Raw genomic sequence first — 12,866 nt, 5'->3', positions numbered from 1 at the left:
GTCTGCCCTTAAACAAAACAGGCCGGATTCGCGTTACAGGCGCAAAGCGGACCTTTCAAAATGAGGCAGGCAACAATGAGCGGGACGCAGACGCCGTCAGCGGCGGGCGATTCCTTGATGGACAGGGCGGCACCGGGTTTCGACGCATTCGAAATGCGGCTGGGCGACATGATGCGTGGCGAACGGGCCACTATCGGCAAGTCGCTGCTGGATGTGCAGCGCGAATTGCGGATCCGCGCCTCCTACATCGCCGCGATCGAGAACTGCGACCTTTCGGCTTTTGACGCGCCGAGCTTCGTTCCCGGCCATGTCCGCTCTTATGCCCGCTATCTGGGCATGGACCAGGACTGGGTGCTGCGCCGTTTTGCCGAGGAATCGGGCTTCCAGCTTGCCAATGGCACCGGCTCTGCGCCCATCGTGCCCCAGACCGCCCGCCGCCCGGCCGATCTGGCCGAATCGCTGGCCAATCCGCGTGCCCTGTATCTGCCGCAGCCCGAAAGCTTCTGGTCCTCGGTCGAGCCGCGGGCCATCGGCTCGGTGCTGGTGATGGCGCTGGTGGCCTTGGGCCTCGGCTATGGCGGCTGGTCCGTCCTGCAGGAAGTGCAGAAGGTCAACCTGACGCCCTCGGACCAGGCCCCGGCGGTCATCGCGACGCTGGACCCGGCGCAGGACGCGGTGCCGGCGGGCGAGGTGGATCTTGCCGCGGTGGACCTGCCGCAGCCCGAGGCGCTAGACCGCATCTATCGCCCCCGCGCGCTGGAGGTGCCGGAACTGACGCCGCGCGACACCCCCATCGCCGCCATCGACCCCGGCCTGATCGAGAACGCCGCCGCGCCGCAGGCTCAGGTCGCGGCGGGGACCGGGGCGCAGCCCGCGCCCGCCCAGATCGCCGCAACGCAACCGGCAGAGACGCAGGCGGTCCGCACGCTGGGGCCGGAAGCGGCGCAGGTCGAGATCCTGGCGACCCGCCCCGCCTGGGTCCGGGTCAGCGCGGCCGATGGCTCGATTATCCTGGAAAAGACGCTGGACGCGGGCGAGCGTTTCGCGCTGCCGCCGACCGAACAGCCGCCGGTGCTGCGGACGGGCAACTCGGGCGCGGTCTATTTCGCGGTGAACGGCGACACCTACGGTCCTGCGGCGCCCGGTGCAAAGGTCGTCAAGGATGTCGAACTGTCGGCCACCGCGCTGACCGGAGCCTTCGCGCTGGCCGACCCCGCCGCCGACCCGGAACTTGCCAGCATGTTCTCGGTCGCCTCTGCCGCGCCGCTGCAGGGCGAAGGGGCCGCGGCCACGCCCTGACGGGTGCGGTTGCCGCCGCAAGGCCAAGGCCCTATCTTGCGGGCACCAGCCGAAAGGTCCAGCGATGACGCATAATCCGATCCGCCCGTGGCGCAACATCCAGCGCCGGCCCTCGCGCCGGATCATGGTCGGTTCGGTCCCGGTCGGGGGCGATGCGCCGATCAGCGTCCAGACCATGACGAACACCGACACGACCGATGTGGGGGGGACGCTGGCGCAGGTGATCGCGGCGGCGGATGCGGGGGCGGACATCGTGCGCGTCTCGACCCCTGACGAGGCATCCACCCGCGCCCTGCGCGAGATCACCCGCGAAAGCCCGGTCCCGATCGTGGCCGACATCCATTTCCATTACCGCCGCGCCATCGAGGCGGCCGAGGCCGGCGCCGCCTGCCTGCGGATCAACCCCGGCAACATCGGCGACCCCTCGCGGGTGCGCGAGGTCGTGCAGGCTGCCAAGGACCATGGCTGTTCCATCCGCATCGGCGTCAACGCGGGCTCTCTGGAACGCCACCTGCTTGAGAAATACGGCGAGCCCTGTCCCGACGCGATGGTAGAATCGGGCCTCGACCACATCAGGCTGCTGCAGGACAACGACTTCCACGAATTCAAGATCAGCGTGAAGGCCTCCGACGTGTTCCTTGCCGCCGCCGCCTATCAGGCGCTGGCCGAGGCGACCGACGCGCCGATCCACCTGGGCATCACCGAGGCGGGCGGTCTGCGCGGCGGCACGGTCAAGTCGGCGGTGGGCATGGGCAGCCTGCTGTGGGCCGGGATCGGCGACACGATCCGCGTGTCGCTGTCGGCCGACCCGGTGGAGGAAGTGAAGGTCGGCTACGAGATCCTCAAGTCGCTTGGCCTGCGGACGCGGGGCGTGCAGATCATCTCCTGTCCCTCCTGCGCGCGGCAGGGCTTCGACGTCATCAAGACCGTGGAGGCCCTCGAACAGCGGCTTGAGCATATCAAGACGCCCATGAGCCTGTCGATCATCGGCTGCGTGGTGAACGGGCCGGGCGAGGCGCTGATGACCGACCTCGGCTTCACCGGCGGCGGCGCGGGTAGCGGCATGGTCTACATGGCCGGCAAGCAGAGCCACAAGATGTCGAACGCCCAGATGATCGACCACATCGTCGAACTGGTCGAGCGCCGCGCCGATGAACTTGCCCGGACGCCGCAAGCGGCGGAGTAGTTTCCAGCGGTAACGCCGAAGTGGCTGTTTGGCCCTTCCGGCATTGCTTCAAGCCCCACCTTCAGGGCTGGCGCCCGTGATCTCGCTGGAAACAATCCGCCGGCAAGGCAGCCATGATGGCTGTTTTGTGGCCCGCCTTCTGTCCGGGCGCCCGGTAGCCCGCCGCATATTCCCGAACCGCCCGGAAGACGCACGTCCCCGCCACATGGATGGGGAGCTCCGGCCGGTGCGGTCATCGGCGTCCCCACCTGTACCGCACCCTGAACATCGGGACAGAAGACTGAAGATTCGATCAACGGACTTTGGACGTTTTCAAATGTCCCGCCGGGGCGAATGGCGGTTCGCAGAGACGCCAGAGGGGGCGCGAAGCCCCCTGTCCTTGACCGTGAAGGCCGGGCAGGCCGGAAAGGTGAAAAGCCTCAGCCTTCCGCCGCCCGGACCTGCTCGACTGCCGCAGCCAGTCCGGTCGAGGGGATGCCGCGCAGCAGTTCCGGCCCGATCACGAAGGTGGGCGTGCCCATGATCTGCATCTTCTCGGCAAGCTGGCGGTTGCTGGCGATCTCTGCCGAAACCTCGTCGCTGCCCATCCGCGCGGCCACGGCCTGCGGGTCGAAGCCGAGATCCTCCGAGATCGCCCCAAGCGACTCGGCCGTCACCGCCCCCCGCATTTCGTAAAGCCTGTCATGGACGGCCTTGTAGGCATCCGCGCCCTGCAGCTGCCTGACCGCGATGGCATAGCGCGAGGCAAGGTCGCTTTCCTCGCCCAGGATCGGGAATTCCTTGAGGATCAGCCTGATGTTGCCGTCGCGGGCCACGACCTCATCGACCTCGGGCGCGACGCGGCGGCAATAGCCGCAGCGGTAGTCGATGAATTCGACGATGGTCAGGTCGCCTTCGGGGTTGCCGCCGATCCAGGAGTGGCCGTCCTCGAAGATCTCGGCGCTGTAGGTCTGGACCAGCAGCTTGTCGCTTTCGGCCTCATCGGCCAGCCGACGCGCTTCCATTGCGTTCAGCGCCTCGACCAGGACGGTGGGGTTCTGCATGATGTAGTCGCGCACCGCCTCGCCAAAGGCCGCGCGTTCGGAATCGGACATGGCGGCGGGGTCAAAGGCGGCTGCGGGGGCAGCAAGGGCCGCTGTCATCAGCGCGGCAGTCATCAGGGTTTTCATCGTCGGTCCTTTACCGGAACTCGCGCGGACATTGCGCCAGGCGCGGGGATGCTGTCCACCCCCGTGCCTGTCACCGCCGCTTGACCAGCAGGGGGGCCGGGGGCGAAAAGGGCGGCCAAACGGAAAAGGGCAGGCAGATGCGGCAGTCGCAGCGGGGTCAGGTCGATCCCTTCATCGTCATGGATGTCATGGAAGCCGCGCGCCGGGCCGAGGCCCAAGGCCGCCACATCATCCACATGGAGGTGGGCCAGCCCTCGACCCCCGCGCCCGCCGCCGCGCTGAAGGCGCTGGGGCGGGAACTGGCGGAACCCTTGGGCTATACCGTCGCGCTGGGCTTGCCCGCCTTGCGGGAAGGCATCGCGGGGCTTTACTGGCGCTGGTATGGCGTCGATCTGGACCCCGCGCGGGTGGTGGTGACGCCGGGTTCCTCGGGTGCCTTCCTTCTGGCCTTTGCCGCGCTTTTCGACGCTGGCGACAAGGTGGCGGTGGGCGAGCCGGGCTATCCCAGCTATCGCCAGATCCTGCGCGCCATGTCGGTCGAGCCCGTGGGGATGCAGACCCGATTCGAGAACCGCTACCAGCCCGTGCCCGAGGATATTCCCCAAGGGGTGCAGGGCGTCATAATCGCCTCGCCCGGCAACCCTTCGGGAACGATGCTGGACCGTGAGGCGCTTGCCGCGCTGGTCAAGCGAACCCATGGCATCGGCGCCGCGCTGATCTCGGACGAGATCTACCACGGCCTCGACTATGGCCAGCGGGCGGTCAGCGCGCTGGAACTGACCGACGATGCCGTCGTCATCAACAGCTTTTCCAAGTATTTCAGCATGACTGGCTGGCGCGTGGGCTGGCTGGTGGTGCCGCCCGACATGGTCCGCACCATGGATCGCCTTGCCGCCAACATGTTCATCTGCGCCCCCCATGCCAGCCAGGTCGCCGCGCTGGCCGCGCTGACGCCAGAGGCTGAGGCCGAGGCGCAGGCGAACCTTGCCGTCTATGCCGAGAACCGGCGGATGATGCTGGAACGGCTGCCCGCGATGGGCTTTGATCGGATCGCCCCGCCGGACGGGGCCTTCTACGTCTATGCCGATGTCTCGGCCCTGACCCATGACAGTGCGGCAATGGCGGCCGACATTCTGGACAGGGCCGGCGTGGCGGTCACGCCGGGCGTGGACTTCGACCCGCACCGCGGGGCGGGCACGCTGCGGTTTTCCTATGCGCGGTCCACCGAGGACATCGCCGAAGGGCTGGACCGGTTGGCCCGCTACATGGCCGGGCGGTAGGGATGCGCCTTGCGCGGCTGATCGCCGCGGCGGCGCTGCTGGCGCTTGCGGCGCCGGTTGCGGCGGAAACCCTGGCGGCGGTCGATCTGTCCCGCACGGTGCTGGGGATGGAGGGGCGTGACCGGGGCAGGCCCCGGCCCATCATGCTGACCATCGGGCTTGACCGCGCCGTGCCGCACCGCATCGCGCTTGTGGACAACCCGCCCCGGCTGGTCATCGACCTGCAGGGCGCCGTCCCGCCCGAAGGCCAGACTTCCGCCGATCCGCTGGCCTTGCGCTGGGGTCCTGCGCCGCAGGGCGGGGCGCGGGCGATCCTGACGCTGCCGGGGCCGATGAAGCTCGACTCGGTGCAGATGCGGGCCGTGCCCGCCCCGAGCCTTGCCTTGCGGCTTCTTCCCGTCGCGCCTGACGCCTTCCAGCCCCGCCCCGATGCGCTGACCGTGCTGCGGGGATTGCCGCAGCCCGCGGACACGGGCGCGGACCGGAACGCACTGGCGGACGACCGGCTGCGGGTGGTGCTGGACCCTGGCCATGGCGGGATCGACCCCGGCGCGCAGGTGGGGGCGATTTCCGAGGCCGCGGTCATGCTGGGCTTCGCGCAGGAACTCGCCGCCACCCTGCGCGGCCGCGGCATCGAGGTCGTGCTGACGCGCGAGGATGACCGCTTCATCCCGCTGGAACGCCGCACCACCGTCGCGCGGGCCAAGGGGGCGGATTTGTTCATCTCGCTGCATGCAGATGCCCTGCCAGCGGGCGAGGCGGCGGGCGCCAGCATCTACGCCTGGGACGGGCAATCGAACGACCGCGCCGCGCGCCAGCTTGCGCTGATGCACGACCGCAGCGACATTCTTGCCGGGCTGGACCTGTCGGACACCGACGAGGACGTGAGCCGGGCGCTGATGGACCTCGCCCGGCTGGACACCCAGCCGCGCAGCCTGGACGCGGCGCGTCACCTGGTCGCAAAGATGAACGAGGCGGGCGTCGTCATGCACCGCACCCCGATCCGGGGCGCGGCCTTTTCGGTGCTGAAATCGCCCGACATCCCGTCGCTGCTGATCGAACTGGGCTTCCTGACCCATCCGCAGGACCGCGCCAACCTGTTCGACCCGGTCTGGCGGCAGCGGGTGGCCGAGGCGATGACCGACGGCATCCTCGCTTGGGCCGCCGACCAGGACGCGCAGGGTCCGCTTGCGGCGCCGCGTCCCTGACGCAAGCTTGCTTTGACCCGGAAGGGGTGTGGCGCTATAGAAACCCCTCGCTCGAAAGCCGCATGGGGCCTCAGTGATCCGTTTCGTCCTGAACTTCTTCGGCGCGATCTTTTCGTGGTTCGTGACCGCCAGCGTCTTCCTTGCCCTCGTGGTGGGGGGCATCTTCTGGATCTATTCCCGCGACCTGCCGAGCCACGAGGCGCTGGCAAGCTACGCCCCCAAGACCATCAGCCGCATCTATTCCGGCGAGGGCCGCCTGATCGACGAATTCGCCGAGGAACGCCGCATCTTCGTCCCGGTCGAGGAGATTCCGGACCTCGTGAAGCAGGCCTTCATCTCGGCCGAGGACAAGAACTTCTACCAGCACCGCGGCTATGACCCGCGCGGCATGGCCGGCGCGGCGGTGCAGGCGATCCAGACGCGGGGGGGCAGCGTGCGCGGCGCCTCGACCATCACCCAGCAGGTGATGAAGAACTTCCTGCTCGACTCCTCGCGCAGCGTCGAACGCAAGGTCAAGGAACTGATCCTCGCCACCCGGCTGGAAAACACGCTGACCAAGGACCAGATCCTCGAACTTTATCTCAACGAGATCTTCCTGGGCCAGAACAGCGCGGGCGTGGCCGCCGCCGCCCAGACCTATTTCAACAAGTCCCTGAACCAGCTTGCACCCCATGAGGCGGCGATGCTGGCGGCGATGCCGCAGGCGCCCTCGCGGTCCGTCGTGCGCGACAAGGAGCGGATCACCGAACGGCGCAACTATGTCCTGCGCGAGATGTGGCAGAACGGCTACCTGACCGAAGCCGCCTATCGCGCCGAATCCGCGCTGCCGCTGAAATCGGTGCAGAACGGCGACTATCCGGCCTTCCGCAACAGCCTGCCGCCGCGCGACTATTTCACCGACGAGATCCGCCGCCAACTGTCCCAGCAGTTCGGCGAGGACGAGTTCTTCACCGGCGGGTTGCAGATCCGCGCGACCATGGACCCTGACCTGCAGCAGGTCGCGGCCAAGTCGCTGCAGGACGCGCTGGAACGCTATGACCGCAACCTCGGCGTCTGGCGCGGCACGGGGCAGGTGATCGCGCCCGAGGAACTGGGGTCCGAGGACCGCTGGCGGGCGGCGCTGGCCAAGATCAAGGTCCCGCGCGACATTCAGGGCTGGCACCCAGCCGTGGTGCTGGACCTGACCGACAGCGATGCCGTGATCGGCATCGAGGGCGTCGCGCAGGAGGACGAGCCTCACGTGATCCCCGCCCGCGACGTGCAATGGGCGCGCAAGCTGATGCCGGGGCGCGAACGGGCGCCGCAGGCCAGGGTGGCCTCGGACCTCTTGTCGGTAGGCGACGTGGTGCTGGTGCGGCAGATGACCGACGACGACACTGGCGCCTTCATCCGCTGGACGCTGCGGCAGGTCCCAACGCTGCAGGGCGGCTTCATGGCGATGGACGTGAACACCGGCCGCGTGATCGCCATGCAGGGCGGCTTCAGCTACCAGTCCTCGGTCTTCAACCGGGCGACGCAGGCGATGCGGCAGCCGGGGTCCGCCTTCAAGCCCTTTGTCTATGCGGCGGCCTTGGACCGCGGCTTCACCCCGGCGACCATCGTCGAGGACGAGCCGATCACCGTGAACACGCCGCAGGGCTTGTGGACGCCGAAGAACGCGGGCGGCAGCTACTATGGCCCGACGCCCCTGCGGACGGGGATCGAGCAGTCGCGCAACCTGATGACGATCCGCATCGCGCGGGACATCGGCATGGACACGGTGGCCAAATACGCCGAACGCTTCGGCGTCTATGACAGCCTTTCGCCCTTCCTTGCCAACAGCCTCGGGGCACAGGAAACCACGCTGTTCAAGATGGTCGCGGCCTATGCCATGTTCGCCAACGGCGGCGAGCGGGTCGAGCCCACGCTGGTGGACCGGGTGCAGGACCGCCGCGGCCGCACCGTCTACCGCCACGACAAGCGCGTCTGCACCACCTGCGAACAGGGCGCCCTGCCGCCCGGCCAGGCGCCGATGATCCAGTCCGACCGCGAGCGGGTGATGGATGCGATCACCGCCTACCAGTTGACCTCAATGATGGAAGGCGTGGTCAAGCGCGGGTCCGGCAAGGGCGTCAAGCTGGACGTGCCGGTCGCGGGCAAGACCGGGACCACCAACGACGCCAAGGACGTGTGGTTCGTCGGCTTCAGCTCGAACATCGTCGCGGGCTGCTACCTGGGCTTTGACGAGCCGCGCAGCATGGGCTCGAACGCTTACGGCGGAACCATGTGCGTGCCGGTGTTCAACGCCTTCATGCGGCAGGCGGTCAAGGAATACGGCGGGACCGCCTTCAAGGTGCCGCCGGGCGGCTATTTCGCCGATGTGTCCTATGGCAGCTTCACGATCGCCGAATATTTCCGCGAGGGCACCACCGCCGTGGCCCGCATCGTGGACGGCGGCTTCGCCAAGCAGAGCAGCGACGTCACCGAGCGGACCGAAAAGGCCGTCACCACCTCGACCGGCCAGCGCAGGGTCATCCCGAAGAAGGCCGATTACAACAGCATGAGCGCGGGCGGGCTTTACTGACCGCCCTTGCTTGTGCCGGGCGGCCCGCCGCGCTATCAGCCACCCCCATCCGTTCACCGTCCGACCCTAGGGATCGCCCATGCGCGCCGAAACCCAAGCCTCTGTCGATGCCATCCGCAAGTCGCTGGGCCTGCTGGCGCAGCGCATGGACTGGGACACCGCCCCGCATCGCCTGGAAGAGATGAACGCGATGATCGAGGACGGCGATCTCTGGTCCGACCCCGCGCGCGCGCAGAAGCTGATGCGCGACCGGCAGGTGCTGTCGGACAAGGTCGAAACCTATCGCCGCATCGACCAGGACCTGAAGGACAGCGTCGAGCTGATCGAACTGGGCGAGGCCGAGGGCGACGCCGAGATCGTGGCCGAGGCGGAATCCACGCTGAAGTCCCTGGCCGACCTGGCCGCGCAGAAAGAGCTTGAGGCGCTGCTGGACGGCGAGGCGGACGGCAACGATACCTTTATCGAGGTTCACGCCGGCGCGGGCGGCACGGAAAGCTGCGACTGGGCCTCGATGCTGGCGCGGATGTACACGCGATGGGCCGAGAAAAAGGGCTACAAGGTCGAGTTGCAGTCCGAAACGCCCGGCGAAGAGGCCGGCATCCGCTCGGCTTCCTACAAGATCAGCGGGCCGAACGCCTATGGCTGGCTCAAGTCGGAATCGGGCGTGCACCGGCTGGTGCGGATCAGCCCCTACGACTCGGCCGCGCGGCGGCACACGTCCTTTTCGTCGGTCTGGGTCTATCCGGTCGTCGATGACAATATCGAGATCGTGATCCCCGACAACGAGATCAGGATCGACACCTACCGCTCGTCCGGCGCGGGGGGGCAGCACGTCAACACCACCGACTCGGCGGTGCGGATCACCCACCTGCCGACGAACATCGTCGTCACCAGCTCGATGAAGTCGCAGCACCAGAACCGCGAGGCGGCGATGAACGCCCTGCGCGCGCGGCTGTATCAACTGGAACTCGACAAGCGCAACGCCGCGATCAACGCCGCCCACGAGAACAAGGGCGATGCCGGCTGGGGCAACCAGATCCGGTCCTATGTCCTGCAGCCTTACCAGATGGTGAAGGATCTGCGGACGGGGCATGAGACCTCGGACACGCAGGGGGTTCTGGACGGCGACTTGGACGGCTTCATGGCCGCCACGCTGGCGCAGGACCTGTCGGGCAAAAGCCGGGCCGAGGCCAATTCGGACGACTGACCCGGACAGCCGCTTCCTTCACATCGCCGTTGACGACCGCTCCCTTCCACCCTCACGCTGCGTTGCAGCGGAAAGCACGAAGGGGGCACCATGCCGAAACGGATCAACCTTGCCCTGCAGGGCGGCGGCGCGCATGGCGCGTTCGCTTGGGGCGTCCTCGACCGCCTGCTGGAAGGCGACGAGATCGAGGTCGCGGGGATCAGCGGCACCTCGGCAGGCGCCCTGAACGGCGCGGCGATCGGCGCAGGGCTCGCCTCGGCTGCGGGTGAAGCGGGGCGGAAGGCGGCGCGCGAAAACCTTGATCACGTCTGGCACGAGGTCAGCCGCGGCAGCGATCACCGCCTGCTGCGCTGGATGACCTGCCTCGACCATGTGCCCTCGCCCTTCCAGCGCTGGGCGGAACTCTTCTCTCCGGCCGCATGGATGGAGAACATGACGCGGCTGTTCAGCCCCTATGACAGCGGGCCGTTCTATTCCAACCCGCTGGGGCGGATCATCGCCGGGATGCCGCATCCGCTGGGCCCCTGCGCGGACCGCCGCCCGGCGCTGTTCGTCACCGCGACCAATGTCCGCGACGGTCATGTCCGGGTGTTTTCGGGCGACGAGGTGACGCCCGATGCCGTCATGGCCTCGGCCTGCCTGCCCACGCTGTTCCGCGCGGTCGAGATCGAGGACCACAAGACCGGCCGGCGCGAGGCCTATTGGGACGGAGGCTATTCAGGCAACCCGGCGCTGTTTCCGCTGTTTGCGCCGGAACTGCCGCGCGACATCGTCATCGTCACCATCAACCCGATGCGGCGCGAGGCAATTCCGCAAAGCCCCGTCGAGATCCAGGACCGGATCAACGAGGTCAGCTTCAATTCCTCGCTGCTGCGGGAATTGCGGGCGATCCAGTTCGTCAAGCGCCTGACCGCCGAAGGCCGCCTGACCGGCCGCGACATGAAGGAGCCGCTGATCCACCTGCTGTCCGACGAGGAACTGATGAACTCGCTGGGCGCGCGGACCAAGCTGCTGCCGGGGGCGGGGCTGGTTGCCCGGATGAAGGAAGCGGGGCGGCTCGCGACCGAAAAGTTCCTGGTGGGCGATGCCCGGAACATCGGCGCGCGTGATTCGGTGGACCTGCCGCGGCTTTACGGCTGAGGGGCGGCGCAGGCGGCGCAGTTGGACCGGGAGGCAGTCTCGCTCGGGCGCTGCTCCTGCCTCGCTGAAGCCGGTCCACTAGACCCATCCGGCGGGAAAACATCCATGACGGCTGTTTTCCGGTTCGCCTTCTGTCCGGACGCTCGTGCGCCCGGAGGATATTTTCAGCCGAAAGACCTTTCTGCCGGGTTCAGGCGCTGGCTGCCGCGATCTTCGCAGCCAACCGGGCGTTCGCCAGCACCAGCGCAATGTTGGCGGTCAGCGAGCGGCCCTCGGTCAGCTCGAAGATGCGATCCAGAAGGAAGGGAGTCACGGCCTTGGCGGCGATTCCTTGGGCAGTGGCGTCTGCCAGTGCCTGCTCGACCACGGGCATGATCTCGGCGCGGGGGATCTCGGCCTCGGCCGGGATGGGGTTCACCACCAGTTGGCCGCCGGGCAGGCCGAGGGCGCGGCGCATCCGTGCGGCCTCGGCGATCCGGGCAGGGTCGTCCAGGCGCAGGGGCGCAGGCAGGCCCGAATCGCGGCTCCAGAAGGCGGGGATCACGTCCTGGCCGACGGCGATCACCGGCACGCCCAAGGTTTCGAGGTATTCGAAGGTGCGCGGCAGGTCGAGGATCGCCTTGGCCCCCGCCGAAACCACCGTCACCGGCGTTGCCGCGAGTTCGTAAAGGTCGGCCGAGATGTCCATGCTGTCCTCGACGCCGCGATGGACACCGCCGATGCCGCCGGTGGCGAAGACGCGGATGCCTGCCAGCGCCGCGCAGATCATGGTGGCCGCGACCGTGGTGGCCCCGGTACGGTGCATGGACAGGCAGACGGCAAGGTCGGCGCGGCTGACCTTCATCACGTCCTGCGCTTGCGCCAGCGATTCCAGCGTCGCGTCGTCCAGACCGATGTGGATGCGGCCATCCATCAGCGCGATGGTGGCTGGTACGGCACCGGCCTCGCGGATTGCCGCTTCCACATCGCGGGCCATTTCCAGGTTCTTCGGATAGGGCATCCCGTGAGTGATGATCGTCGATTCCAGCGCGACGACGGGGCGGCCCGCGTCCAGCGCATCGCGGACCTCGGGGGTGAAGCTCAGCGGCAGGTCGGTCATCGGCGGCTCCTTGTGGTCGGAAGGAAGCCGGGGCGCTGCCCCGGACCCCGGGATATTTAGGCGAAGAAAAAACTCATGGCCCTTCGCCCGAGACATGGGCGGCGGCGGCACGGATGGCGGCGTCCAGAGCGGCGGCGCGGTCGACTCCTGCGCGTTCGGCAACCATGTGGGCGGCCATGAAGCAGTCGCCTGCGCCGGTCACGCGGGCGATGGTGACGGGGGGCGGCTGCCCGGTCAGCACCTCAGCCCCGCGCTGGGCGCAGGCGGCGGGGCAGGGGCCATCCGTGACTAGTGCACGGGCCACGCCGCGGGCGACCACGGCTTTCGCGGCCTCGGCGGCACCCGCACAGGGATGGCCCGCCAGCGTCTCGGCCTCGGCGCGGTTCAGATAGAGCGTGACGTGATCCAACCCCAGCAGGGGCGCGAGGCGTTCGGCCTTGCCGGGGCTCGCCGGGACCACGCGCAGATCGGCCTGGCGCAGGGCCGGGTCAGCGGCAATGGCTTCAAGCTGCGGCACCGTCAGGTTGCCGTCGATCACCACCGTGCCGCGCCAAGGCGCCTCGGCCGAGCCGAAGGTGCCGTCGCGCAGGGGCGCCAGAACGCGGTCTCCGGCGGCTTCCAGCGAGTGCGCGTCGGCGATGGCGGCGATCAGGCCGTGGCTGTCCTCGATGGCCATGTAGACGTCGGTCGGCCAGTCGGGCAGGCGCTGCATCCA

Annotated in this window: 10 protein-coding genes; 7 read left to right on the top strand and 3 right to left on the bottom strand. The window is 68.3% G+C overall.

The features are described from left to right. The first annotated feature begins 75 nt into the window (after positions 1-75). Positions 76-1,299 carry a helix-turn-helix domain-containing protein gene (locus tag Q4F04_RS06495; RefSeq protein WP_303369022.1) on the top strand — a complete coding sequence of 408 codons (1,224 nt, stop codon included), beginning with the start codon at positions 76-78 and terminating at the stop codon, positions 1,297-1,299. Between the two features lie 64 nt (positions 1,300-1,363). Then, positions 1,364-2,485: a flavodoxin-dependent (E)-4-hydroxy-3-methylbut-2-enyl-diphosphate synthase gene (ispG, locus tag Q4F04_RS06490; protein ID WP_303369021.1), complete on the top strand. Its 1,122-nt coding sequence runs from the start codon at positions 1,364-1,366 to the stop codon at positions 2,483-2,485. 419 nt (positions 2,486-2,904) lie between these two features. On the opposite strand, the gene Q4F04_RS06485 is transcribed toward ispG, so the two are convergent. Beyond that, positions 2,905-3,654: a DsbA family protein gene (locus Q4F04_RS06485; RefSeq protein WP_303369020.1), complete on the bottom strand. Its 750-nt coding sequence runs from the start codon at positions 3,652-3,654 to the stop codon at positions 2,905-2,907. 137 nt (positions 3,655-3,791) lie between these two features. On the opposite strand from Q4F04_RS06485, the gene Q4F04_RS06480 reads away from it, so the two are divergent. The 5 genes from Q4F04_RS06480 to Q4F04_RS06460 all read left to right on the top strand — a co-directional run bounded on the left by Q4F04_RS06480 (position 3,792) and on the right by Q4F04_RS06460 (position 11,052). After that, entirely contained in the window at positions 3,792-4,934 is a 1,143-nt protein-coding gene (locus Q4F04_RS06480; protein ID WP_303369019.1) for a pyridoxal phosphate-dependent aminotransferase, read from the top strand. Between the two features lie 2 nt (positions 4,935-4,936). After that, positions 4,937-6,142 carry an N-acetylmuramoyl-L-alanine amidase gene (locus tag Q4F04_RS06475; RefSeq protein WP_303369018.1) on the top strand — a complete coding sequence of 402 codons (1,206 nt, stop codon included), beginning with the start codon at positions 4,937-4,939 and terminating at the stop codon, positions 6,140-6,142. A 73-nt stretch (positions 6,143-6,215) separates the two neighbouring features. Continuing rightward, on the top strand, positions 6,216-8,705 hold the full coding sequence (locus Q4F04_RS06470; protein WP_303369017.1) for a penicillin-binding protein 1A: 2,490 nt from the start codon (positions 6,216-6,218) through the stop codon (positions 8,703-8,705). 79 nt (positions 8,706-8,784) lie between these two features. Next, positions 8,785-9,912 (top strand): peptide chain release factor 2, encoded by a 1,128-nt coding sequence (gene prfB / locus Q4F04_RS06465; RefSeq protein ID WP_303369016.1) that lies wholly within the window; start codon positions 8,785-8,787, stop codon positions 9,910-9,912. 90 nt (positions 9,913-10,002) lie between these two features. Further along, positions 10,003-11,052: a patatin-like phospholipase family protein gene (locus tag Q4F04_RS06460; protein WP_303369015.1), complete on the top strand. Its 1,050-nt coding sequence runs from the start codon at positions 10,003-10,005 to the stop codon at positions 11,050-11,052. Positions 11,053-11,242: 190 nt separating this feature from the next. Here Q4F04_RS06460 and Q4F04_RS06455 read toward each other — a convergent pair whose 3' ends face one another. Further along, on the bottom strand, positions 11,243-12,151 hold the full coding sequence (locus Q4F04_RS06455) for a pseudouridine-5'-phosphate glycosidase (RefSeq protein ID WP_303369014.1): 909 nt from the start codon (positions 12,149-12,151) through the stop codon (positions 11,243-11,245). A 73-nt stretch (positions 12,152-12,224) separates the two neighbouring features. Continuing rightward, positions 12,225-12,866, bottom strand: a 642-nt coding sequence (locus tag Q4F04_RS06450) for a PfkB family carbohydrate kinase (protein WP_303369013.1), incomplete at its 5' end; no start/stop codon positions are given.

It is taken from the genome of Paracoccus sp. (in: a-proteobacteria) (assembly GCF_030536915.1).
GTDB lineage: Bacteria > Pseudomonadota > Alphaproteobacteria > Rhodobacterales > Rhodobacteraceae > Paracoccus.
The sequence above is the reverse complement of the archived record's forward strand: the minus strand, read 5'-3'. Positions and strand labels throughout refer to the sequence as shown.

Bases quoted from the DNA above. Each gene is read 5' to 3' on its own strand.
- Q4F04_RS06455 (WP_303369014.1), bottom strand. From the start codon at position 12,151: ATGACCGACCTGCCGCTGAGCTTCACCCCCGAGGTCCGCGATGCGCTG.
- Q4F04_RS06475 (WP_303369018.1), top strand. From the start codon at position 4,937: ATGCGCCTTGCGCGGCTGATCGCCGCGGCGGCGCTGCTGGCGCTTGCG.
- Q4F04_RS06485 (WP_303369020.1), bottom strand. From the start codon at position 3,654: ATGAAAACCCTGATGACTGCCGCGCTGATGACAGCGGCCCTTGCTGCC.
- Q4F04_RS06480 (WP_303369019.1), top strand. From the start codon at position 3,792: ATGCGGCAGTCGCAGCGGGGTCAGGTCGATCCCTTCATCGTCATGGAT.
- ispG (WP_303369021.1), top strand. From the start codon at position 1,364: ATGACGCATAATCCGATCCGCCCGTGGCGCAACATCCAGCGCCGGCCC.
- Q4F04_RS06460 (WP_303369015.1), top strand. From the start codon at position 10,003: ATGCCGAAACGGATCAACCTTGCCCTGCAGGGCGGCGGCGCGCATGGC.
- Q4F04_RS06495 (WP_303369022.1), top strand. From the start codon at position 76: ATGAGCGGGACGCAGACGCCGTCAGCGGCGGGCGATTCCTTGATGGAC.
- prfB (WP_303369016.1), top strand. From the start codon at position 8,785: ATGCGCGCCGAAACCCAAGCCTCTGTCGATGCCATCCGCAAGTCGCTG.